The organism is Arthrobacter sp. StoSoilB5, assembly GCF_019977235.1.
Lineage (GTDB): Bacteria > Actinomycetota > Actinomycetes > Actinomycetales > Micrococcaceae > Arthrobacter.
Window position 1 is genome coordinate 2,967,844 of record NZ_AP024646.1, and the last position, 23,813, is coordinate 2,991,656.

A 23,813-nucleotide genomic window follows, 5' to 3' on the forward strand; every position below is an offset into this window, starting at 1 on the left:
CGGCAACGGTCATTGTCCACACTAACGGCCTACGCCACGGGCCTCGGGGAGGACGCGAAGCGGAACCCACGCCAACCATTGTCATCAGCCACGGACTCACTAACAATGAAGCATGCCGGTATACATGAGGTCCCTTGAAACCGCAGTTCCCCCAACCATCCTCGTGCAGTCGCAGGCACGCGACGTCTTCGCAGCCCAACCAGGCCTGACGCGGCTGGGATCGCGGCTTGTCTCCACCTGCTTCGACTCAGCTGCCATCGATACCCGCTACACCGCTGTGGAAGAGTTAAGCCTGGATGCACACCCAGAGAATCCGCGCTTCTTCGACCCCGCTACCAACCAAGTGCTCAGCCCCAGCACCAAAGTCCGGAACGAGATCTTTGCTACGGAAGCCACCAAACTCTTCATCGAGGCCGGCAAGGCTGCAGTGGCCCGGGTCCCTGACATTGACCTCGATGACATCACCCACGTCGTAACCGTTTCCTGCACGGGATTCTTCAACCCCGGTCCCGACTACAAAGTAGTCCGGGCACTTGGACTGAATCCTGCTGTGCAGCGCTACCATCTGGGCTTCATGGGTTGCTATGCCGCATTCCCTGCTCTGAAGGCAGCAAAGCAGTTCTGCCTGGCTGACCCGGCCGCCGTCGTCCTTGTTATCTGTGTGGAGCTTTGTTCGCTGCACGTGCGGACCTCCAACGACCCGGACACCATTATGGGTTCAGCGATATTCGGCGACGGCGCGGCGGCGGCCATAGTAACGGCCAAGGAACCCCAGGGGCCTGAGCCGGTGATCAGGCTGGACCACTTCGAAACGGTTCTCACGCCCGTGGGCGAAGAAGCCATGGCCTGGAACATCGGCGACGAAGGATTCGAAATGGTGTTGGGTTCCTATGTGCCCCATATCATCGAGGAACACATCACTGGCGCGTTGGAGCCATTGCTGGCTAAGGCGCCACAACTGGCGGGACTCCCTTACCGCGAAATAACGCACTGGGCCATCCATCCGGGTGGACGAAGCATTTTGGACAAGGTTGAGTCCAAGCTCGAACTGACTGAGGAGCAACTGGTTCCAGCAAGGGAAACACTCAGGGAATACGGCAACATGAGCAGTGCCACGGTGCTCTTTGTCCTCAAATACATGCTCGGAGAAACGCCAAGCCAGCGCGAGGAACCAATCTGTTCCATGGCATTTGGCCCCGGCCTCACGGTGGAGACGGGCCTGTTTACGCTGGTCTCCCCCAGCCTGTGAGCCCGTGGGGATCCCTGCGGGACAGGGATCTGCAGATCATTGAGGAGATGGACCGATCTGACTGCGACCTCCAGCGCCTCAACCGTAGTTATGCCCGCTTCCCGGTGGTAAACGGCCTCCTTTCAGGATGGCACCGCATTTACCGTGACCGTTTTCGGCCGATTCTGGCCTCTACCGGTACGGCGTCGGTCCTGGACATCGGATGCGGTGGTGGAGACGTCGCTCGAAGCCTTGCCAAGTGGGCCGCGAGGGACGGGTTCTCTTTGCTGGTGACGGCCATCGATCCTGACAAGCGCGCGTATAGCTTTGCCAGCCGGGCCCCAGCCGTTGAGGGTGTCAGTTTCCGGCGGGCCCATAGTGCCGAGCTCGTCGCTGAAGGCAGTGCGTTCGATATTGTCCTGTCCAACCACATCCTCCACCACCTCGACGCCGATCAACTCGCCGCAGTGTTGCAGGACTCGGAGGCACTCGCCAAGCGACTAGTGCTCCACAACGACCTCAAACGCAGCAACGCCGCGTACGTGCTGTTCGCGGCCGGCTTTTGGCCGTTGGGTATCGGCTCCTATATTTGCGGGGACGGCTTGGTTTCCATCAAGCGAAGCTTTACCGCCGCAGAGCTCCAGCGGGCGGCTCCGCCGGGCTGGAACGTGGAACACAATGGTCCATGGCACAACCTGCTCGTCTACCGGCATGCTTGACGTCGTCATCGTTGGGGCCGGGCCCGTTGGGTTGTTCATGGGCGTTATCCTGCTCCAACAGGGGCACCGCGTCCGCATAGTTGAACGTCGGCCGAACAGAAGCCGCCGTTCACGGGCGATAGGGATTCACCCTCCGGCGCTAAAGGAACTGGACCATGCCGGTCTCGCGCCCGCTTTGGTGGCATCCGGCGTCCGCATCGAGCGGGGCGTTGCGTACAGCAAAGGCGCAAAGGTCGCCGAGTTGCCTTTTAGCGGGGATCCCGACTTTCCGTTCATTCTTGCCGTGCCGCAGCCAATAACGGAACAGGTGCTTGAACAGGCAGTACTGGCATTGGATCCGGACGCGATTGTCCGTGGCGCCACCGTCAGGGAATTTAGCGACGACGGCGGAACCGTCAGCGTCCTGGCCGACTCGCCGTCCGGTGCCCTCGCCTACACAAGCCGCTTGCTGCTGGCGGCCGACGGAGCTCACTCGATGATACGCCGGCGCCTTCTCCCAGGCCTTTCCGTACGCAGCTATCCGGACTGCTATCTGATGGGAGACTTCATCGACAGCACAGGGCACGGAGATGACGCAGTTCTTTACCTTGAGCCGGATGGCATCGTGGAGTCTTTCCCCTTGCCCGGCCATATTCGGCGATGGGTGGTGCGGCTTGGCGTCCCCGCAAGAAGCCCGACGGCGGCGGGCTTGGCTGCGTTGGTGGAAGCCAGGACGGGCGTTGTCGTGGACCCCGACAGCAGCACCATGCTGAGCGCCTTCGAGGTCCAATCAAGGCTCGCGAAGAGAATGGTCCATGGCAGGACGGTTTTGTTGGGCGACGCCGCCCACGAGATCAGCCCCATCGGAGGCCAGGGAATGAACCTTGGATGGCTTGATGCCGCTGCCTTGGCACCCATAGTTGATTCTTCGTTGAAGGGTGAAGCGGTGGGCGTGCGACTCCGGGAGTTCGAAGAGAAGCGCCGCCGGGCGGCATCGCGTGCTTCGCTGCAGGCCGGGTTGAACATGGCCCTTGGCAGGCCCCTGCATCCGGCAATTATGGCGTCCCGAAACCTGCTTTTTGCCCATGCCTTGGAGCTGCCGGCTGTCTCCGCGCTGGTCGAGCGGCGCTTCACTATGCGCTAGCTCGTCGGTTTTCAGTCACCCAGCGCCGGGCTCCGAATCAGGAAGGGTGTAGTAGCAGTCGTACGTATCCTGACTGACTATCAGTCCGTCGCGGAGTTCAAAGACGGCAGTGCTGCGCGCCCGGATGGTCTCACCCGCATCCCAGTGCGGAAGGTCCAGGAGCAAAGTGGCTGACCAGTTCATTTCAAGCACAACGCGGTTTCCCTGGCACGTGGTGCGGACCACCTCAAAACGCTGGTTCGAAACAATGTTCTTGCTGTGATCGGCACCGGTGAGCGTCTCCTGAAGGCTTCTTGTAGAACCTGTTTTGGACAAGGCGTGCGGCCACTCCGTGAGTGTGAAGTCGTGGGCCAGGTACGGGCTGATCTCAGCGGCGCCGCCACCAGCCTCAACCGTCCTGACAAACCCGAGTACATGTTCCAGAGGGTTGCTAATACTCATCCGACGAGCCTAGCCGAAACGCGGACGGCGCGGCCCGGCAGGGCGAACGGAAGCGCAATGCCCAGGCACGAGGCGAGGCCTTCGCGTTAGGCTCAAGTCATGACGCACCAACCTCACCCCGAGGCGCCCAGCCCGGCTACTGACTTCAATCCCCTTCAGATCAGGGACGCAGTCCTGCGGCTACTTGAATCAGAGGAACTTCCGCCGATCGTTCAAGCCGGACATCCTGTCCTGAGGCAGCAAGCGGCGCCGTATGACGGCCAGCTTGATGGCCCTGAATTGGCGGCGTTCATCGAGCGGATGCGGGACGTCATGCGTGCAGCACCGGGGGTCGGGCTGGCAGCACCGCAGTTGGGCATTCCGTTGCAGTTGGCAGTACTCGAAGACAAGTACGAGGTGGATCCCGAGTCGGCAACGGTCCGGCATAGGGAGCCCTTGGAGTTCCTGGCTGTCCTCAACCCGCAGTATCGGCCGTTGGGCAACGAGACGGCGGCGTTCTACGAAGGGTGTTTGTCAGTCAGCGGCTACCAGGCAGTGGTCACGAGGCACCGCAACGTGGAATTGAGCTATCTCACTCCAGAGGGGCGCCCTGTGGAGGAATGGTTCTCGGGGTGGCAGGCACGCATAGTGCAACACGAAACGGACCACTTACAGGGGATTCTTTACCTGGACAAGGCGGAACTGCGATCACTTTCCAGCAACGCGGAGCACTCAGAACGGTGGTCCAATCCGGATATTGAGGACGCGCGCAGGACTCTTGGTTTCCTGCACAGCTAGCCGTTCCGTGACGTGCCTCAGTCGGGCATGCGGTTCGATGCCGTAGGCAGGTGGGTGGCCCACCATGCCAGGATGTGTTCGAACCGTTGCTTGCGGTGATGCGGGGTCCCGGAGCGCGACAATTCATGATCCTCCCCGGGGAAGACCAGTAACGAGGTCTCAATTCCTCTCTCCTTCAGCAGCGCGAAGTACCGCTGCCCTTGTTCCAGTGGACACCGAAGATCGTTTTCGCTGTGGATTACCAGAGTCGGTGTCTGGACCGAGGCGGCTACGGCCAATGGGCTCTGTGCCACAAGCTGCCCCGGTGTCGCTCCGGCGTATTCGCCACCAAAAAACCAACCGATGTCGGAAGTGCCCGCGAAGCTGACCGGGTCCAGGAATCCACGTTCCACAATTGCCCCTTTGAAACGGTGATCGTGTGCGATGGTCCATGCCGTGAGATAGCCGCCATATGATCCGCCCATGATGCCCACACGATCAGCATCCAAAGTTGTATGCGTGGACAAGGCGGCGTCCAGGAAGGCGAGCACGTCCTGCATGTCCAGGGTCCCCATGCGCTCCTTGATGGCGCGCCCATGGGATTGTCCATAGCCTGACGAACCCCGGGGGTTGCACATTGCTACTGCATATCCCGCAGCTGCATAGACTTGCGCTTCGTCAAAGAAGGCTCCCGTGTATTGGGAGAACGGTCCACCATGGATGGTGAGCAGGACAGGGTGTGGCCCTGGTCCGTCAGGCAGCACCAACCAACCATGCACGAGGTACCCGTCACTGGCATCTGCCTGGAATTCCATGGGTTCACTGACGCGGGAACTATTCCGCAGTTCCGCCGAGAAGTCCGTCAGCAGGCGCAGTTCACCTCGCTCCAGGGAGGCGACGTCGCCTGCGGTGGAGGCGTCCTGGAAGCTCACGGCAATTTCGCCATTGGCGGCGACGGTGGCTCCACTGACTACCCGCGCTCCATGCACCAGAGGAGTGATGCTTCCTTCCGCGGTGATATCGAGGAGCTCCACGCTGCCCAGCGCCGTGTTTAATACAAGGACGCTGTCCGGCCCGCTCGGTTCCAGCGGCCCCGAGATGTCCAAATGCTCGACGTCGGTAAGGGCAACGGCCTCTCCCCCGGCAACGGGCATTGAATAGAGAACTCCGTTGCGCGCCACAAAATCCCGTCCGGTGTGGCCGAGGTCTTGCGCCGTGAAGAAGAGCCAACGGCCATCGGTAGATTCCCGCACGGCTGTGACCGTCTGCAGACGTTGGTTGTTAATTTTGACGAGCCCGGGCTGGCCGCCTGATGCGTCAACCCGGTACACGGACGTCACGAGGTCTTCATCGTGCCGGTCGTGCAGTGCGGCTATGAAGTAAAGGAACCTGCCGTCTGCCGAGAAGCAGGGCGCCTCATGATCCGATTCGCCAAACGTAATCTGCTTGGCGGTGGGGACTCCGGTTACCTTGGCCCCAGACCGTTCGTGGGCGGCTCTGCCACGTGGAATGACAACAGGCTCGCCGCCCAATTCCGGCACGTCAATCAGGAACAGCTGCTGGCGTTGGTCCAGGACGTACCCCACGCCATTCATCCGGTACTGGTTCACGGCGATAAGCCGGGCGTCTTCGCTTCCGGAATCAACGCCGTCGACGGTTCCATAGCGTCCCGGTTCCGCAACGCGGCTGGTGAAGACCAGCCGATGGGAATCGGGAGCCCACGCAAAACCGTTGACCCCGGTGTGCTGATCCGTGACCTGCTGTGGTTCGCCGCCTGCTGATTCCACGACGAACAGTTGTGCTTTTCCCTCGGCATCACTCCGCAGGAAGGCCAAAACAAGGCCGTCAGGCGAGAAAGCCGGCGACGTGTCCCTGAACCCGCGGGTGATACGCCGTGGGCGCTTGGTGGTGTCCAGCGGCACGTTCCACAATTGACCTACGTAGGTATCGGCGTCGAAATCGGGCCTGACGACGGATACCACCGCTTTGGTGCCGTCCGGGTGGATGGCAGGGGCGGAGACGGAGTTCAACAAAGGCAGTTGCTCGGGTTTCACGTTGGTGAGCCTAGCCCTGCCACCTTGCCACAGGCACCAGACACTCCGGCCCACCGTAGGATTGAACCCATGTTGTCCAACGCTGTTGCCGCCCTCCGTTGTCCCGTTTGCGAAGGGCCGTTTCAGCTGGTCGAGGATCCGCAGCGGAGGCTCGTTTGCGGTTCAGGGCACGTTTTCGATGCCGCGAAACAGGGTTACTTCAACCTGCTCACGGGCAAAGGCACGGTTTTCGAAGCTGATTCGGCAGGGATGGTTGGAGCCCGCCAGCGGTTCCTGGATAGCGGACACTATGCCGCCTTGGCTGATCGCGTTGCCGGCTTGGCAGCCGCATCGCTGCAGCGGCCGGGGGCCCTGGTTCTCGACGCCGGAACTGGCACCGGGCACTACCTGCACAGGGTCCTGGAAGAGGCTCCGGTTCCAGCCATAGGGCTGGACATCTCCAAATTCGCACTCCGGCGTGCCGCACGGCTCAACGGCCACGCTGCCAACCTCGTCTGGGACATTTGGCGTCCGCTGCCCGTCGCCGATAACGCGGTCGACGTCGTCATCGTGGTCTTTGCCCCACGAAATCCGGCAGAGTTCGCCCGAGTGCTGCGGCCGGGTGGAACACTGATTGTCGTGACGCCGCAGCCGGGACATCTGGCTGAAATCGCTGCCCGAACCGGAATGCTTGGCATCGAGGAAGGCAAGGCCGCGCGTTTGGCCGAGTCACTGGAAGGCTATTTTCATGCAACGTCAGGTTTCGACCTTGACGTACCCCTGCTCCTCACGGGCTCCGAATTGGCCGACATCGCCTACATGGGACCGGCCGGCCACCACATCAAGCCCGAAGAACTCGCACTGCTGGCCGATGCGGATGGGACCGTGGCAACCACAGCGAAGTTCCGAATCAGCCTCTTCACAGTGGGGGCTTCGGCTTCCTGACGAGGGACTACGCGTCGGGCTAGGATGGAGGAACAGCGACTGTGATCCCGCCAGCGGGGTCCGGGACCAAGGGGGAATTGATGTTCGAATGGCTCGGCGAGAATTGGTGGGCCCTCTGGCTCACCGTCTTCCTCGCGTTCGCGGTGGTGGAGATGCTTACCCTCGACCTCTTCTTCATCATGCTTGGCGGCGGAGCACTTGCGGGACTGATCGCAGACTTCGCCGGCGCCGATTTCTGGCTCCAGATCGTCATCTTCAGCGTGGTCTCCCTCTTGATGATCGCCTTCGTCCGGCCGGTCGCCCTGAAGCATCTGCATAAGGGACCAGCGGAACAGCGGACGAACATTGACCGGCTCATCGGTCAGCCCGCCCTGGTCATTGAAGCCGTCACAGGCACCAGTGGACTGGTCAAGATCGGCGGCGATGTCTGGAGCGCCCGAAGCACTGCGGGAGTCCTCGACGCAGGCGCCACCGTTCAGGTCACCAGGATTGACGGCGCGACGGCGGTAGTCGCCTCGCCTGCCGAAAACAGCCCACGCTGATTTAGCCAAGACAATCAGAATTACGCGGGTGACGGGCTGGTAGCCTGCCCGCAAAAGGCCATAGCAAGCCACGCAATTGGGGAATGAAGGAGACGCATGGACGGTTTAGGAGGAACAGCGGCAGCAGTTGTGCTGATTGTTCTCGTCATTTTTGTCATCATCGTGTTGGTCCGGTCGGTTAGGATCATCCCGCAGGCGCGTGCCGGCGTCGTTGAACGCCTCGGCAAGTACCAGCGCACGCTCAACCCGGGCCTTACCATCCTGATTCCGTTCGTCGACCGGCTCCTGCCGTTGCTTGACCTCCGTGAGCAGGTTGTGTCCTTCCCGCCGCAACCAGTCATCACCGAGGACAACCTCGTTGTTTCGATCGACACCGTGGTCTACTTCCAGGTGACGGACCCACGGGCAGCCACTTACGAAATCGCCAATTACATCCAGGCGGTTGAGCAGCTGACCACTACCACGCTTCGTAACGTTGTAGGTGGCCTCAACCTCGAAGAGGCGCTCACATCCCGCGACCAGATCAATGGCCAGCTGCGTGGAGTGTTGGACGAAGCGACCGGCCGCTGGGGCATCCGCGTCTCACGCGTTGAACTGAAGGCTATTGATCCGCCCCACTCCATCCAAGACTCGATGGAAAAGCAGATGCGTGCCGAGCGCGACCGTCGAGCAGCCATCCTGACCGCTGAAGGAACAAAGCAGTCGCAAATCCTCACAGCAGAAGGCCAGCGCCAAGCGGCCATCCTCGCCGCTGAAGGTGATGCGAAGGCGGCCATCCTTCGGGCAGACGGCGAAGCCCAGGCGATACAGAAGGTCTTTGACGCCATCCACAAGGGCAACCCGGACCAGAAGCTTTTGGCTTACCAATACCTGCAGACGCTGCCCAAGCTCGCAGAGGGCAGTTCCAACAAGCTGTGGATCATTCCGAGCGAGGTTGGCGAAGCCCTTAAGGGCATTGGCAGCGCGCTCGGAGGCACCAACGGCGACTCGGATGCTGCTGGCCTCTTTGGCGGCAGCAACAAAGCTGCAGCTCCGGTGCCGGCAGCGCCAGTCGAGTCCAGCCCGGCAGCACAGTCGAGGCCCACAGAGTAGCGTCAAGGCCCCCAGACTAACTCCGTTTTGAGGCAAGTGAGCGGCCAGCCAGCGAGGCTGGCCGCTCGATGCGTTTATACAGCTTTTGGGTACTCGCTATCCATCCGGGTATAATGGGATATTTGTCCGGCTGGTTCAGTGTGGATGGAACATTAAGGCTTGGCCAGGCGTTGCAATTAGTGATGCAAGGTGTGCAGAAGTAGTCCGTAAGGAACGTGCAAACGGCTTACGGCTAGCGCGGGGTTTCAGGCTCCGCGAAGAGACAGAGGGAGTAATCATGAGCGATCGCAGCCTGCGGGGTATGCGTCTTGGCGCCCAAAGCATGGAAACCGAGTCCGGCGTTGAACCGGCACCGCGCCAGCGGGTTGAATACCGTTGCGAGGACGGCGAGCAGGTCTTCGTGACCTTCTCTGCTGAAGCCGAGATCCCCCCTGTTTGGGTTTCCAAGACCGGCAAGGAAGCCTTGCTTGTAGATGGCGAGCGTCCCGTGGATGCCAACGAGAAAGCAGTCCGTACACACTGGGACATGCTTTTGGAACGCCGCAGCCTTCCAGAGCTGGAGCAGATCCTTGAGGATCGTTTGAACATCCTGCGTGAGCGCCGCGGAGAGCGTCGCTCAGCTTAGTCTTCAGACTCAAGCAGAAAGGCCGGGCCGGTTCCTTCGGGAACCGGCCCGGCCTCTTCTTTTGGAAGCTACCTCTACTTTGCGAGGGCCGGCTGTTTGCCGGTGAGCTTGGCCCAGCGTGCTGCGAGGCCCCATTTGGTCACGTTGATCATGGCTTCCACCACGATGTTGCCGCTCATCTTGGATGCGCCGAGTTCCCGCTCAACGAAGGTGATGGGGCGCTCCTCAATGCGCAGGCCGAGCTTGGCAACGCGCCAGGCAAGGTCAACCTGAAAGCCGTAGCCTACTGAGTCCACTTCATCCAGTTTGAGGGCTTCAAGCGTGCTGCGGCGGAATGCACGGTAGCCTCCAGTGACGTCCTTGATTTTCAAGCCAAGCATGATGCGGGCATAGGTGCTGCCGATACGTGAGATCGCCTGGCGGTAGAGCGGCCAGTTAACAACACTGCCTCCCGGTACCCAGCGTGAGCCCATCGCCAGGTCCGCGCCCTCTTTGACAGCATCCAGGAGGAGGGGCAATTGCTCGGGCTTGTGGGAGCCATCGGCGTCCATTTCGACCAAGACGTCATACCCGGCGGCGAGGCCCCATTTGAAGCCGGCGATGTAGGCTGCGCCGAGGCCTTCTTTGCCTTTACGGTGCAGTACGTGCACTTGCTGGTCCTCGGCGGCTATGCCGTCGGCAAGTTGTCCCGTGCCGTCCGGGCTATTGTCATCAACCACCAGGACGTCCGACTCTGGGACTGCTGTCCGCAGCCGGCCCAGGGTCTTGGGGAGCGATTCCAGCTCGTTGTAGGTAGGGATGATCGTCAGGACACGCAAGAAGAGGCCTTTCCTTGATGGAGCGGTCAGTGTGCCGGACCAGCCTCAGGGCTGGCGTTCTGGCGCAACTCTCCATTATAGGGCGATTGCGTGCACTGCTGAGGCAGCTGTGGCCCTGGCCACACACAGGTAAGTGCTGCGGGCAGGTCCATAGACCCAGGACCAGTGTTGTCCGGACAGGTATTTTGCCGGACGAACCGTTTTCTGGGGCCCTATGGGCCTGCCCACTCGCGTACCGCCACCAGGCCAAATCCTGGCCGCGACCAGATAATTACTCCCGGGTGAACCCAAGCCTTAATGATCTGTTGAGCCTCAATGTTACGGACTTTACAAAAGCTGTCAACCACGGGCTGACCTGCCCATTCGTGCATCGTCCCAGTTCAGCAGGGGACAGTCGAAGGTGGGGAAATATGCGCTCAGACTCGAAGAGATTGGTGCGCGAAGAGCTCCTGGCCTTCCCTCACGGTCTGCAGGCACACAGGATCGCTCCCGGTATCCAGCGCCGGGAGCAAGGGCGTGCGGGCGCGCGGATCGGTGCTCCACGACTGCACACGGCTATCGGCTACCTGCACCATAAGTTCCTCAACTTCCCATACCGCGAAGCTGGCTGGCGCACCGGGCACTAGCTGGCCCATGAGGGGGTTCCTGTGCTTGGCTGCCCGCCAGCCTGCCCGCGTGTGGCCAAGGAAGGCCGCGCGTGCTGAAATGCGCTGCTCAGGGTTGCTGTGTTCCAAGCAGGCACGGATGCTGGACCATGGGCTGAGTGGCGTCACGGGACTATCGCTGCCAAAGGTGATCGGAACTCCGTTGGCGTAGAACGCCGCGAACGTGTTCATAGCCTTGCTGCGGTCGCCCAGTCGCTGCTCGTAGAGTCCTCCAGGGCCTCCCCATGCAGCATCGAATGCCGGCTGCATGCTGACCGTCACGGAGTACTTCGCCAGTTTCTTCACGGCAGACTGGTCGGCGAGCTCAACGTGTTCAAAGCGGTGTCCTGCTGCGCGGATACGCTGCTCCCCCACCTCGGCAGCTGCGGCATCCAATGCGTCAAGCGCAGCATCAAGGCCCGCGTCACCGATGACGTGGAAACCACCCTGGACACCCAGGAGTGAGCAAGCGGCAAGGTGCTTGGCGGCCTCATCCACAGACAGATACACGTTGCCACGTTGCCCTGGCGCGTCGGAATAGTCATGTCTCAAGGCAGCTGTGCGCGACCCGATGGAACCGTCGATGTTCAGGTCTCCTGCCAAGCCCAGGACTCCGGGCACTACACTTTCCAGGATCCTGCGGGCGTGATCTTCGGAGGACGCCAGCTCACCCCAATACGGCAGCACCTGCGGTTTTCCGGCCTGCCTGTTCCAGGACGTCGCCATGTGAAGATCTTCCGGCCCGCAAATGTGTGGTGCCGACATTTCCGCCAAGGCAACATACCCGTTGGAAGCCGCATGATGGAGGGCCTGCACCTGATACCCACTCCGTTCGGCGTCGCTAAAGCGCCGCGCGGCCAGGCGGGCGGCCGTGTGGGCAGCCCTTACTACACGGGCATCGACTCCCGTGAAGCCGTCCATGCCCGCCAGCCCTGCCGCGGCGGCAAGGGAGGAAGATACGAGAGCGGAGTGGACGTCCACGCGGGAAAGGTAAACCTGCCTCCCGCCCGAGGCCTGTTCAAGCTCTTCAAGCATTGGAAGGGTGGGATCCTGCCAGGTTGTTTCATCCCAACCGTGGCCAATGACGGTACCCGAACCGCCGGCGGCAGCAACGGCGTCGAGCAGTTCCCGGGCAGAGCGCACGCCGGACAAGGACAGTCCGGCCAAGGCGAGGCCCGTCTCCGTCAGATGCGTGTGCGAGTCAACAAAACCCGGCGCCACGAGGGCACCCCTGAGATCAATGATTTCCATGGAGGAATCCGCTATGGACGTCGCTGCCTGCTCGGAACCCACCCAGGCGACAGTGTCGCCATCCACCACCATGGCAGTAGCGAAAGGATCGGCAGCCGTGTAAATGGAACCATTCCGGTACATGGTGACCTTGCGGTCGTTATTGTGCGGGTGGTCCCCGGCGGACAGGCCTGCCTGGCTCATGCTGTGTGCTCCTCGAGCGTTGAAGAAAAGTCTGGGATCGAAAACGGTTCTGGTTCAGGCGACCGTGGAGTAGGCCACCACGCCGCGCCGGACCAGATCGATGGATTCGCGGCAGATCCGGGTCAAGCGCGGATCCAGCTGCGGAATCTTGGCCAGTTGATCCAGGAGGTCAACCACCTGCTTTGCCCAACGGACGAAATCGCCGGCGGCGAGATCCGTGCCACTGAGCACGTCCTGAAGATGGCGGCCCTTGGCCCACTTGTACATGGGCCACATAAGGCCCAACTCCGGTTCACCAGTCAGCGGAAGACGGTTCTGCTCCTCGGTGTCCTCCAGCTGTGACCATTCGCGGACCACTATATCCACCGCGGTCTCCAGCGAAACCGACGGCATCTTGGGGCGAAGACCCCGGTCTTCGCGCTTTGCCTGGTACACCAGGGTGCTGGCCAAAGAGGCAAGCTCAGCGGCGTCGAGATCATTGATGGCGCCCCGCCGGATGGACTGCGAGATGAGCAGGTCCTTTTCACCGTAAATGCGCCGAAGCCGCTGCCCATCGGTGCTGATGGTGACCATTCCGGCGTCGTTCGTTTCCAGGTACCCATAGGCTGACAGGACGTCGCACACGCGGTCGAACGTCTTGGCAATCGTGTTGGTCCTGCCTTGGATCTGGCGGATCAGGCCGTCCGTCTCCTTGCGGAGTTTCCACCACCGCTCCGCCCAGCGGGCATGGTCTTCGCGTTCACTGCAGCCATGGCACGGATGCGCCCGGAGCGCCCTGCGTAGTTCAGTGATCTTCTGTTCCTGGTCCTGGGCACGCGAACCCAGGCCGAAGTCCTCGTGCCTGCTGTTGCGCCTGGCCCGCGGTGCTTCATCGCTAACCGCGTGCCGCATGGAGGCTGCAAGATCGCGGCGCGACTTAGGCACCTTGGCGTTGAACGACTTGGGAATCCGAATCCGGGTCACTGGGGAAATGGGGCCGTCGAGGTCATGGACGCCGATACGACGCAGCTGGTTGTCCGACGTGAGGACGGACGGCCGCGGTTCGCGGGCATTGGGGTCGACATCAAGCACGACGGCGTGCCCCGCCAACCTGCCACTGGAGACACTAATGACGTCCCCCGGTATGAGCCGGGTCAGGGAATCAGCCACGCGGGATTTCCGGGCGCGCTGGTGGTCGCGCGCCGCGAACTGCTCCGTGTCGCTGAGTTCGCGGCGGAGCCGGGCGTACTCCGTGAAGTCGCCAAGGTGGCATTCCATGGACTTGGCGTAGCCAGCCAGTGATTCTTCACGTCCACGGACCTGCCTGGCCAGGCCCACCACGGAACGGTCAGCCTGGAACTGCGCGAAGGACGACTCCAGGATCTCGCGCGCCCGCACCCGGCCGAATTGGGCAATCAGGTTGATGCTCATGTTGTACGTGGGCGTGAAGCTCGAGTTCAGCGGATACGTGCGGCGTGACGCCAAGCCCGCCACTGCTGCTGGGTCCGTCCCGGGCTGCCACAGGACCACTGCGTGGCCTTCGACGTCGATACCGCGGCGTCCGGCCCGACCGGTCAGCTGCGTGTACTCCCCCGCGGTGATGTTGACATGGGCTTCCCCATTGAATTTTTCGAGCTTTTCCAGGACCACGCAACGCGCAGGCATGTTGACGCCCAGTGCCAAGGTCTCCGTAGCGAACACCGCCTTGACCAGGCCATCGGCAAACAGCTTCTCCACTACTTCCTTGAAGGTGGGAAGCATGCCTGCGTGATGAGCCGCGAAGCCCCTGATGAGGCCGTCCCGCCAACCCCAAAAACCAAGGACGTCAAGGTCGTCTGCAGGAATTTCGTGGCTTGCTTCATCCACCCGCTGGGCAATGATCTGCTGTTCGCGCTCAGTTGTGAGCCACAGGCCGGACGCCGCGCACTGGGCCACCGCAGCATCGCAACCGGCCCGGGAGAAAATGAACGTAATGGCGGGCAACAGGCCCTGACGGTTAAGGCTCTCAATGACCTGGGGGCGGCTTGCTTTCCGGACCGGGCTGCGCTGCTCAGTGTTCTGCCGCTCATCCCGGTAGCGGTCCTGCCGACGGCGGCTCCGGCCACCATGGCCGAAGCGGCCGTTGAAATTCATCCGGCTCTCGGAGCGGGCCATTGCCAGCAGGTCCGGGTTCACTTCGAACTCAGGTCCAGTTACTGCCTGCCGGGCCGTGGATGCCACAAAACTCTTGGCAGTGATCTTTCGTGCTTCTGCCGGAAGGGTGGCTTCGTCCACGGCATCCTCAACATCGCTGAGATCCGGTACATCGGTGTCCGGTATCTGAGGGGCGATTTCATCGAAAGTGGTATCACCGGCAAAGAGGTCAACAATCTCCCGGCCTACCATGACGTGCTGCCAGAGCGGGACAGGCCGGTGCTCGGAAACGATGACATCGGTATCGCCCCGGACTGTATCCAGCCAAGCACCAAACTCTTCGGCGTTGGACACAGTGGCGCTCAGCGAAGCGACCTGTACCTCAGTGGGCAAATGAATAATCACTTCTTCCCACACTGCACCGCGGAAGCGGTCTGCGAGGTAGTGGACCTCGTCCATCACCACGAAGCCGAGGTCCCCGAGTGTCTCGGACTCCGCGTACAGCATGTTGCGGAGGACTTCGGTGGTCATGACCACAACGGGTGCCTCACCGTTGATGGTGGTATCGCCCGTCAGCAGTCCAACGTTGGCAGCGCCGTACTTCGCGGCGAGCTCCGAGAATTTCTGGTTGCTTAGCGCCTTGATGGGCGTCGTATAGAACGCTTTGAGGCCACGTTCCAAGGCCAGATAGATAGCGAATTCACCAACGATCGTCTTTCCCGCACCCGTTGGGGCCGCAACGAGGACACCGCGGCCCTCCTGCAGTGAGCGGCACGCCTCACGTTGGAAGTCATCCAATTCAAAGTCCAGGGAACGGGCAAAGGCACCAAGATACGTCTTGGCCTCAGCTGCCCGGTGCGCCGCCGCCTGGTAGCTCTCTGATGGTGATTGGGACCCGGAAATGGAGGACATGCACCAAGCCTAATGGCCCGGGGTCTAGAGATTCTCCAGATCCGAGGCCGGGGTGGCAATATCTGCCGTGGCCTCGGTCTCAGCAGCCCGTTTGATGGAACGACGTTCCCGCCGGCGGTCGTTCCAGAGACAAACGCCGATTGCAGCGAAGAACAGAAGCAGCATAGGCGCAGCCAAGTAGAACATGCTCATGGCATCTGCACCCGGGGCAGCCATTGCCGCGAACAGGCAGACCAGGAAGATCGTTATACGCCAGCTCTTGACGAGTTGTTTGCCCTTGATGATTCCGGCCAGGTTCAGCCCCACCAGCACCACCGGCACCAGGAAGGCGATGCCGAAGGCCAGAAGCAGCCTAAGGACAAACGCAAGGTAGATTTCGGCACTAATGAAGTTTGAAGCGCCGGTGGGCGTGAAGTCCGTCAGGACACGCACTGCGTTGGGAAGCACCAGCCATGCCAACAGGACGCCGCCGATAAACAGCGGAACGGCAGCCGCAACGAAGGACAGAGCCAACCGACGCTCTTTTTTGTGCAGGCCCGGGACTATGAAGGCCCACAGCTGATAGATCCAGACGGGACTGGAAAGGATCACGCCAAGGAAAACCGAGACCTGCACCATGAGGTCGAATGAGCTGGCTACGCCATCAAAGTTGAGGCTGGCTGCGCGGCCCTCTTTTTCGTTCAGGTCTTTGATCGGCTTGATCAAAGCTTCCAAGAGGGGTTGATAGACAATGAAGCCCAGCACCGTCCCAAGAATAACGCCGATGGCAGCCTTGAAGAGCCGGTTCTTCAGCTCCTTAAGATGGTCAAGGAGCGCCATCCGGGCTTCGGGGTTGGCCTTGCGCCCCTTCGTCTCTACCACTTCTTCTTAGACGCGGTTGGAGGGCGGAACGTCGGTCTCGCCAGTGTTCTTGGCCTTGACGTCCGGGTGGTCTACAACCCTGCCTTCGACGGCGTCAGAGGGGTCCTCGGTTTCCTTCTTTTCGGAGGAACCGTCCTTCTTCATTTCCCGGACTTCAGACTTGAAAATACGCATCGACTGGCCAATGCTGCGCGCCATGGACGGCAGCTTCGGTGCAGCAAAAAGCACCAGAGCCAGAACGATGATGATGATGAGATGCCAGCCTTCGAGCCTCATGTGGGGAGGTCCTTTCCTTTTGGATACATCCTACGTCTATCTGAATTCAATGTCGTGCAGGGATTGGGGCTGACCCCGCTCTGCTTTGCGCTGAACGCGCTTCTGGCGACGAACTTCCTGGCGGAAGGCTTTGGCCGTCAGGTAATCATGACGCATCTGCTCCGGCGAGGCAAAAATTGCGGAACCCGGCTCCGGGCGACCATCAGGGGCCTCAACATCGGAGGTTTCCGCGGCAGGAGAAATATGGCCGAAACGTTTCCCTGCGTCCCCTAATTCGTGAACAGTAGCCATGAACTTCCTGAACAACCGAAAACCCAGGGTCACATGGAGGAGCAACGAAAGGGCTATGAGCGCGATCCACAACAGGATCCAAAACCACCAAGGCATCTGAGTAGTCTAGCCAGCCGCGTTGTCCGGGGAGGAAACGGCGTCGTATTGGGCAGTGCCGTACTGGTCAGTGTCGTATTGCGCAAGGGCCGCTATGAGCCACGTCTGGGCTTCCTGGCGCAGCTCGGCAGGATCCAGCACGCGCACCGTTCCTCCGTGTTGGGACACAAACATGGGCAGCCATTCCACGTTTCCAAAGCGCACCTCAGCCAAGAGCCCACCGTTCGGCAATTCCGCGGTCCGCTCGGCGTAGTAGTCATCAGCCAAGCCAACGCCCTGCCGGGTCAACTCAAGCACCACCAGGACGTCGTCGTCGCTGGGAGTGAAAAGCCTCGCAGGAAAGTCTGCGTCAGCAGTTGCTGTTCCGGAGACGGCCCGGCCATTGGGCTCCAGGGATTGAACCCGGTCCAGCCGGAAATTGCGGAGTCCGGACTTGCTGTGGCAGTACGCCTCGAAGTACCACGTGTTGTCCAACGAGTAGAGCCTCAGGGGGTCCACGTCGCGTTCCGTTACCTCATCCCTTTGCGGGGAAAGGTAGTCCAGGCGCAGCTGTTGGCCATCCCTGATGGCGCGTGTAATGGTAGCGAACGCCTCCGATTGCTCGGGGGCTACTGATTGGCCGGCGACGGCACCCGCCATGCGGCCGGCCTGCCCTGCGGCACCCGTCAGTTTGATCGTCACTGACTCCAAGGCGCTTCCCGGTTCATCCTCAGGCAGACCTGCGAGTGCGGGCAGGTCACCGAGCATGGACAATCCAGTCAGCAACGCCGCGGCTTCGTCCTCGCTGAACCGCACAGGACGATTCAGGTCCAGGTGCTCCGTGATGTACACATGGTCGTTTTCCCATTGGATGTCCAGGAGGTCGTCCGGATAGCCCCCGGGCAGCCCGGAGCAGATCAGTATTTTGAGATCGTCAATGAGGGCTTTGCGGCTGATGCCGAAGCGGTCCGCTACTTCCTGGACGTGCAGGCCTTGGTGGTGGACGAGGAACGGCACCAGCTGCAGCATGCGTGTGAGCTGGTCTTCGGACGTTCGTTTCCGCGATCGCTGCGCGCGCGCAGCCTCGGGGAATTCCACCGGGATGGCAGGAGACGCATTGAACGCGGCGGCGCTTTTGAGCCTGCGTACGACGGCGGCACGCAACTCGGCAGGCTCAGCCACCTTGACGTGGGGGCCGTACGAGGCCAGTTCCTCGGCAAGCTGCTCGGGATCCCGGAATTCCACGACCACACGGTCCCGGCCGCCCTGGCCACTGTCAGCTTCTGTGGAAACAGCCCGCTTACGCAGTGCCAGCAGTCGGCCGGCGTCCACGTCCATGACCGCCTGCTGCAAGGGAAGTTCGTTAAGTGAGTCCAGCTCAGCGCGGGCGTTGAAACCTGCAGGCGGCTCGAAGGAACTCCCCGGTATGGCCGAGACGGCGCTGGTCATCCTCGACAACCTGAAGATCCTCTTGGCTGCCCTCCCCCGGTCCAATCCCACGAGGTACCACTGTCCGAACCGGCTTCCCAGGCCCCAGGGCTCCACTTCGCGGACTTCTTCACGCCCGGTGCTTCCGGCGAGGTAGCCGAAGCGGACCGCATGCCGGCCGTGCATCGCCGCCACGACGTCGTCGAATGCTTGCCCAGCGGGCTTGATCCGCGGCTGGACGCCGGCAGGCAGGTCGACGTCGGTGAATCCACCGGCGGCCTGCAGCTTCCGGACGGCGTTGACTGCGGCGTTGCCGAGTGCAGCCCGTTCCCACAACTGGGCGGCCAGCAGGAGGACTGTGCATTCAGCCGGCGTCAGGCTGACATCAGGAAGTCTGTTGGAATCCTTGCCGATGCGGTATCGGGTTGATGCCGGGTCGTCGCCCCCAAAGGCGCGGGGGTCCGTGAGAGTCTCGATCTCAAAGCCGAACTGCTTCAGTTCCGCTTTGTCGCGCTCGAACATCCGCCCGAAGGCGACATCGTTTTCGGCGGAGTCGTGATAGACCTTTTCCCGCAGGACAGCGCGCGGAAGGCCCACCCTGGTGTTGAGCAAGGCAAGCAGGAGGTTCAGGAGTCGTTCAGTGCGGGATGCGGACACGCTTGCTACGTTACTAAAGTCCTGGGCGAAAGCAGCAAGGCGCGTCACCGCCCGGCAAAGCCGGAAGGTAACGCGCCTTGTCAGGAAGCTTGCGTCCTAGCGGACAGCTACGAGGTCAACCACGAAGATCAAGGCCTCGTTGGGCTTGATCGCTCCGCCAGCGCCACGGGATCCATACGCCAGCTCTGAAGGGATTTCCAGGCGTCGACGGCCGCCAACCTTCATACCCAGCAGGCCCTGGTCCCAGCCCTGGATGACCTGGCCTACGCCAACACGGAAGTCCAGCGGTGCGCCACGGCCCCAGGAAGCGTCGAACTCTTCGCCCGTGGACCAGGCGACGCCAACGTAGTGGGTGGAAACGGTATCGCCGGCCTTGGCCTCGGCGCCGGAACCTTCGATGAGGTCCGTGATGACGAGTTCGGTGGGGACATCGCCTTCCGGGAAGTCGATTTCCGGCTTGGTGCGGTCGAAGTCACGCTGACCAAATGACATGGTTGCTCCTTGGTTTGGGGGATGAATGGTGTCAGGAACAAGCTTAGCCAGCCTGATTATGTGGCTGCTACTTGACGCCGAGGATGTCAACGACGAAGACGAGATCGCCCTTGGCTTCACCCTGTCCGGCCGCGCCGTAAGCAAGGTCCTGCGGGATAACCAACAGGACCCGGGAGCCGATCGTCTTGCCTTCCAGGCCCTGGGTCCAGCCCTTGATGACGCCCGAGAGCGCGAAGCTCGCTGTCTGCCCGCGGTCAAAGCTCGAGTCGAACTTCTGGCCGCCCACAAGATTGACGCCGACGTAGTTGACGGTCAGGGTGTCAGTTGCCTTGACGGCAGCGCCGGAACCCTTGATCAGGTCCTGGGCGATGAGTTCCTTCGGAGCGGCTGCGCCGTCAACGGAGATCTGCGGGATGCCCTTGTCGTCTTCCTTGACGGTTGGGAGCCCAGCCGGAGGGGTAATGGTCTCGCCTTCCGGCTTCGACAGAACCGGTGCCGCCTCTTTGGCGGAAAGCAGCTTGAAAACGACCAACTGCGTTGAGCCCGCTGCCGCCCCAGTGGCGGCCGAGCCCGGTGCGGCGAAAGCGATGTGTGAGCCGATCTTGGCGCCGACAATGGCGTTGTAGATCAGTTCGTTGCCCTTCTTGAGCTCGTCATTCAGCTCAATGGGCTGCGGACCATTCTTGTAGACATCTTCAACGGTCTTGCCGTCGTTGCCGTCTACGGCGATATACGCGAGTTCGGCTACCTGGCCGGCCTTGATGCGATCTCCGTCGCCTTCGCTGACTACCTTGATGGTGGGTTCAGTGACGGTGAGCGGCTTGGTGAAGTCCAGGCCGGGTGCTTTGTCGTCTCCGTTGTCCGTTACCTTGACGGAATCAAGTTTGGAGACATCGCCGGATGACTGGCTGGTGGGCTCGGCGGCTGGCGTGCCCCCTCCCCCGCACGCGGTGATGAGCAGCAGGGCAGGAAGAAGAATTGCTAGGAGTCGGCGCACAAAAAAGACACTTTCGTCGGGGCAAAGGACACTCGGAAAGGCGCATGGCAGATCCAAGGCAATGGCCTCTTGGTAAGAGGCCACAGTCAAGAATAGCCGGTGAAGCTGGGAGTCCCCTCAGAAAACCCGTTAGCCCATGGAGTCAAGGAGCGCATCAACGCGGTCATCCACGCTGCGGAACGGGTCCTTGCAGAGGATCGTCTGGTGTGCGCGGTCGTTGAGCTTCAAATGAACCCAGTCAACCGTGTAGTCGCGTCCAAGTTCCTGCGCCCTGCGGACGAAGTCGCCCCGCAGCTTTGCCCTGGTGGTCTGTGGAGGAGTATCCACGGCGTCCTTGACCTCGGTTTCAGGGACCAGGCGCCGCGCGGCGTCGCGTGACTGCAACAGGAAGAAGAGACCGCGCTGCCGTGAAATGTCGTGGTAGGTAAGATCCAGCTGGGCAATGCGTGGGGAGTCCAGGCTGAGGTCGTGCCGGCGCATGTAAGAATCCATCAGCTTCTTCTTGATGGCCCAGTCCACCTCGGTATCGATGGTGCTGGTATCGCCGCTTTCAATGGCGTCCAGTGTCCGCTCCCAGAGATCAAGAATGAGCGGCACATGGGCGTTGTGTGCGCCGTTCGCGGCCACAAACTCCTTGACCTTTGCCAGGTACTCCCGCTGGATATCAAGGGCCGACAGTTGCCTGCCGTTGGCCAGGCGTACCAAGGCGCTGCCCGAAAGGTCATGGGATATTTCGCGGATGCTGCGGATGGGGTTTTCCATTCGCATGTCCCGCATGATCACGCCTGCCTCTATCATTCGCAGGATGAGATCCACCGTACCCACTTTGAGGAGTGTGGAGGTTTCAGACATGTTGGAATCACCAACGATCACATGGAGCCTGCGGTAGAACTCGGCATCGGCGTGCGGCTCGTCGCGGGTGTTGATGATGGGCCGGGACCTGGTGGTGGCGGAGGACACGCCCTCCCAGATGTGGTCGGCCCGCTGCGAAAAGGCGAAGGTTGCACCGTGGGGCGTCTTCAGGACTTTGCCCGCTCCTGCGATGAGCTGACGGGTCACGAGGAACGGGATAAGAATCTCGGCCAGCCTGGAAAACTCACCCCGGCGGGGTATGAGGTAATTCTCGTGGCTGCCGTAGGAGTTTCCGGCAGAGTCGGTGTTGTTCTTGAAGAGGTAGACAGTTCCGTTGAAACCCTCAGCAGCGAGGCGGGCCTGGGCTTCATCGACGAGGTCGTCCAGGATGAGCTCCCCTGCCCTGTCGTGGGCGATGAGCTGCGCGAGGTCATCACATTCTGCGGTGGCGTATTCCGGGTGCGAACCAACGTCCAGATACAGGCGTGAGCCATTGGTCAGGAAGACGTTCGAAGACCTGCCCCAGCTCACCACCTTGCGGAACAAGTAGCGGGCCACTTCTTCGGGGGCCAAGGGACGTGAGTCGGGGCTGGAATAGGAAATTCCAAATTCCGTCTCGATGCCGAATATGCGCTTGTCCATCTCAAGCCTCCTCTGTGAGCAGCTGTGTCATGTCCTCGGGACGCAGACGCCGGAAAGCCCGGCGGGAACCCCGGTGGCTCTCCGAAGCGCGGTCCAGGACAGCGGCTTCGACGGCCGTAGCCGGAAGGGCGTCGGCTTCCTTGTCTGCCGCCAAAGCGCGCAAAGCCAGCCGCATTGCCCCAGCAAAACCAAGCTCAGGCTCCCAAGCCCCGCTAACGACGTCGGAAATCTGGTCGGCAAGGCCGCCCATCACCACAAAGCCGTTCTCGTCGGCAATCGAACCATCAAAGGTGAGCCGGTACAGGTGGTCCTGCTCCTGCGTCAGGCCTACCTCAGCCACGGCCAGTTCCACTTCAAAGGGCTTTTGTTCGGCCGTGAACACGGCGCCAAGGCTCTGCGCGTACACGCTGGCCAACCCCCGCGCGGTCACGTCTTCGCGATCGTAGGAGTAGCCACGGACGTCCGCATACCGTACGCCGGCCTGGCGCAAGCTTTCGAACTCGTTGTACTTGCCCACTGCCGCGAAGGCTATTTTGTCGTAGATCTCGCCGATTTTGTGCAGCGACGGTGACGGATTCTCAGCGATCAGCGCGATGCCGTCCGCGCAACTGATCACCACTACGGAACGTCCGCGGGCTATGCCCTTCCGTGCAAAGTCCGCACGGTCCTTCATCAACTGTTCGGGCGAGACATAGAACTGCTGCGTCATCTCAGGCCTCCCGTCCGGCGATGGCACGGGATTCGACGATGGTACCAGCTATCGCAGCCAAGTCCCGTTCGGGTACCCGGCGGTTGCCGGCACGGTTGACGGTGTACACCACGGGCCACAGCTGACGGACAGGGTCCGGGCCGCCCGTTGCGGAGTCGTCGTCTGCGGCGTCGTAAAGCGCCTCTACCGCTACGGCGACAGCTTGCTCTTCCGAGAGGTTGGGTTTCCAAAGTTTTTTCAGCGCACCCCGCGCAAAGACTGAACCCGAACCCACGGAGTGGTGTTCCTGTTCCTCATAGCGCCCACCAGTGACGTCGTAGGAGAACAGCCGTCCGGTGCCTGATACTTGGTCGAAGCCGGCAAACAAGGGAATTACTGCCATTCCCTGCATTGCCATGGGGAGGTTGCCGCGGATCATGGCACCCAAACGGTTGGCCTTGCCAACCAGGCTGAGGAGGGTGCCCTCAATCTTCTCGTAATGCTCCAGTTCCACTTGGAAGAGCCGCGTAATGTCGATCGCCAGGCCAGCTGTACCGGCAATGCCCAGCACCGAATACTGGTCCGCGGGAAAGACCTTCTCAATGTGCCTGCTGGCGATCACGTTTCCCATGGTTGCCCGCCGGTCCCCCGCCATCAGCACGCCACCGGCATACGTCAAGGCGACGATCGTGGTTGCGTGCGGCGAGGACGGTACGGTGCCGGCCGGCAACGTTTGGTTGAAGGGAAGGAGTTCGGGACGCGAGCGTTGAAGGTGCTCCGTGAATGAAGACGTTGCCTGGGTGGCCAGGGGGCCGGTTGATGGGTCCTGCATTGCTGCACTCCTTCGACTCTGCATTCCGATGCCCGGTGGCCTCGCGCCAGCCGGGCAGTACATGGTGTGTCGGGTCCGCTTACTGGCCGCCCTTTTGGACGAAGGCCCTGACGAACTCTTCAGCGTTGGATTCCAGGACGCCGTCGATTTCGTCAAGGAGGTCGTCCACACCTTGGGTGGCATCCGAGGCCTGGGCTTCGGGTGCTGCCGGTGGGGCCTCCGGGACGTCGACTTCAGTCTCGGTGTCCCGTGACTGCGGTTGCTGTTGCTCCTGAGCTGCCATTTCTATCTCCCTACT

23 protein-coding genes are annotated in these 23,813 nt (G+C 61.4%); 8 read left to right on the forward strand and 15 right to left on the reverse strand.

The features are described from left to right. The first annotated feature begins 112 nt into the window (after positions 1-112). From LDN75_RS13355 to LDN75_RS13365, 3 genes are read left to right on the forward strand one after another with little or no spacing between them, the layout of a single operon-like run. The gene (locus tag LDN75_RS13355; RefSeq protein WP_223932780.1) at positions 113-1,249 is read left to right on the forward strand and encodes a type III polyketide synthase; all 1,137 of its coding nucleotides are present in this window, start codon (positions 113-115) and stop codon (positions 1,247-1,249) included. A 47-nt stretch (positions 1,250-1,296) separates the two neighbouring features. Next, positions 1,297-1,947, forward strand: a complete 651-nt coding sequence (locus LDN75_RS13360; RefSeq protein ID WP_263422327.1) for a class I SAM-dependent methyltransferase — start codon at positions 1,297-1,299, stop codon at positions 1,945-1,947. Next, the gene (locus LDN75_RS13365; RefSeq protein WP_223937579.1) at positions 1,940-3,070 is read left to right on the forward strand and encodes an NAD(P)/FAD-dependent oxidoreductase; all 1,131 of its coding nucleotides are present in this window, start codon (positions 1,940-1,942) and stop codon (positions 3,068-3,070) included. The genes LDN75_RS13360 and LDN75_RS13365 overlap by 8 nt, the downstream gene beginning before the upstream one ends. Positions 3,071-3,085: 15 nt before the next feature. Here LDN75_RS13365 and LDN75_RS13370 read toward each other — a convergent pair whose 3' ends face one another. Further along, positions 3,086-3,511, reverse strand: a complete 426-nt coding sequence (locus LDN75_RS13370; RefSeq protein ID WP_223932782.1) for a nuclear transport factor 2 family protein — start codon at positions 3,509-3,511, stop codon at positions 3,086-3,088. A gap of 99 nt (positions 3,512-3,610) precedes the next feature. On the opposite strand from LDN75_RS13370, the gene LDN75_RS13375 reads away from it, so the two are divergent. Then, positions 3,611-4,288, forward strand: coding sequence for a peptide deformylase (locus LDN75_RS13375; RefSeq protein WP_223932783.1), 678 nt, complete (start codon positions 3,611-3,613; stop codon positions 4,286-4,288). Between the two features lie 17 nt (positions 4,289-4,305). Here LDN75_RS13375 and LDN75_RS13380 read toward each other — a convergent pair whose 3' ends face one another. Continuing rightward, entirely contained in the window at positions 4,306-6,321 is a 2,016-nt protein-coding gene (locus LDN75_RS13380) for a S9 family peptidase (protein WP_223932784.1), read from the reverse strand. 69 nt (positions 6,322-6,390) lie between these two features. Here LDN75_RS13380 and LDN75_RS13385 point away from each other — a divergent pair, with 69 nt between their 5' ends. The 4 genes from LDN75_RS13385 (at position 6,391) to LDN75_RS13400 (ending at position 9,504) form a co-directional block, all read left to right on the forward strand. Further along, on the forward strand, positions 6,391-7,245 hold the full coding sequence (locus LDN75_RS13385) for a methyltransferase domain-containing protein (protein WP_223932785.1): 855 nt from the start codon (positions 6,391-6,393) through the stop codon (positions 7,243-7,245). Between the two features lie 80 nt (positions 7,246-7,325). Further along, positions 7,326-7,787, forward strand: coding sequence for an NfeD family protein (locus tag LDN75_RS13390; protein ID WP_216925837.1), 462 nt, complete (start codon positions 7,326-7,328; stop codon positions 7,785-7,787). Between the two features lie 96 nt (positions 7,788-7,883). Continuing rightward, on the forward strand, positions 7,884-8,879 hold the full coding sequence (locus tag LDN75_RS13395) for an SPFH domain-containing protein (RefSeq protein ID WP_223932786.1): 996 nt from the start codon (positions 7,884-7,886) through the stop codon (positions 8,877-8,879). Positions 8,880-9,156: 277 nt separating this feature from the next. Continuing rightward, positions 9,157-9,504 carry an RNA polymerase-binding protein RbpA gene (locus LDN75_RS13400; RefSeq protein WP_021470504.1) on the forward strand — a complete coding sequence of 116 codons (348 nt, stop codon included), beginning with the start codon at positions 9,157-9,159 and terminating at the stop codon, positions 9,502-9,504. A 74-nt stretch (positions 9,505-9,578) separates the two neighbouring features. On the opposite strand, the gene LDN75_RS13405 is transcribed toward LDN75_RS13400, so the two are convergent. From LDN75_RS13405 to LDN75_RS13465, 13 genes are all read right to left on the reverse strand, one after another. Beyond that, positions 9,579-10,322: a polyprenol monophosphomannose synthase gene (locus LDN75_RS13405; RefSeq protein WP_223932787.1), complete on the reverse strand. Its 744-nt coding sequence runs from the start codon at positions 10,320-10,322 to the stop codon at positions 9,579-9,581. Positions 10,323-10,738: 416 nt separating this feature from the next. After that, the gene (locus LDN75_RS13410) at positions 10,739-12,400 is read right to left on the reverse strand and encodes an amidohydrolase family protein (RefSeq protein WP_223932788.1); all 1,662 of its coding nucleotides are present in this window, start codon (positions 12,398-12,400) and stop codon (positions 10,739-10,741) included. A gap of 54 nt (positions 12,401-12,454) precedes the next feature. After that, entirely contained in the window at positions 12,455-15,424 is a 2,970-nt protein-coding gene (locus tag LDN75_RS13415; RefSeq protein ID WP_223932789.1) for a DEAD/DEAH box helicase, read from the reverse strand. 24 nt (positions 15,425-15,448) lie between these two features. Then, on the reverse strand, positions 15,449-16,285 hold the full coding sequence (tatC, locus tag LDN75_RS13420) for a twin-arginine translocase subunit TatC (RefSeq protein WP_223932790.1): 837 nt from the start codon (positions 16,283-16,285) through the stop codon (positions 15,449-15,451). Between the two features lie 6 nt (positions 16,286-16,291). Next, the gene (gene tatA / locus LDN75_RS13425; RefSeq protein ID WP_223932791.1) at positions 16,292-16,561 is read right to left on the reverse strand and encodes a Sec-independent protein translocase subunit TatA; all 270 of its coding nucleotides are present in this window, start codon (positions 16,559-16,561) and stop codon (positions 16,292-16,294) included. A 36-nt stretch (positions 16,562-16,597) separates the two neighbouring features. Beyond that, a complete protein-coding gene (locus LDN75_RS13430) occupies positions 16,598-16,948 on the reverse strand; it encodes a hypothetical protein (RefSeq protein ID WP_223932792.1) in 351 nt (116 codons plus the stop codon). A 9-nt stretch (positions 16,949-16,957) separates the two neighbouring features. Further along, entirely contained in the window at positions 16,958-19,012 is a 2,055-nt protein-coding gene (locus LDN75_RS13435; RefSeq protein ID WP_223932793.1) for a WYL domain-containing protein, read from the reverse strand. 96 nt (positions 19,013-19,108) lie between these two features. Then, a complete protein-coding gene (locus LDN75_RS13440) occupies positions 19,109-19,504 on the reverse strand; it encodes an FKBP-type peptidyl-prolyl cis-trans isomerase (protein ID WP_216925697.1) in 396 nt (131 codons plus the stop codon). A 67-nt stretch (positions 19,505-19,571) separates the two neighbouring features. Next, positions 19,572-20,501, reverse strand: a complete 930-nt coding sequence (locus LDN75_RS13445) for an FKBP-type peptidyl-prolyl cis-trans isomerase (RefSeq protein WP_223932794.1) — start codon at positions 20,499-20,501, stop codon at positions 19,572-19,574. A 129-nt stretch (positions 20,502-20,630) separates the two neighbouring features. Beyond that, complete coding sequence (gene pafA, locus LDN75_RS13450; RefSeq protein WP_223932795.1) at positions 20,631-21,995, reverse strand: Pup--protein ligase; 1,365 nt, start codon at positions 21,993-21,995, stop codon at positions 20,631-20,633. Between the two features lies 1 nt (position 21,996). Next, positions 21,997-22,704: a proteasome subunit alpha gene (gene prcA / locus LDN75_RS13455; RefSeq protein WP_223932796.1), complete on the reverse strand. Its 708-nt coding sequence runs from the start codon at positions 22,702-22,704 to the stop codon at positions 21,997-21,999. A gap of 1 nt (position 22,705) precedes the next feature. Further along, positions 22,706-23,515, reverse strand: coding sequence for a proteasome subunit beta (gene prcB, locus LDN75_RS13460; RefSeq protein WP_223932797.1), 810 nt, complete (start codon positions 23,513-23,515; stop codon positions 22,706-22,708). A gap of 79 nt (positions 23,516-23,594) precedes the next feature. Continuing rightward, on the reverse strand, positions 23,595-23,798 hold the full coding sequence (locus LDN75_RS13465) for a ubiquitin-like protein Pup (protein WP_216925702.1): 204 nt from the start codon (positions 23,796-23,798) through the stop codon (positions 23,595-23,597). Positions 23,799-23,813: the final 15 nt, after the last annotated feature.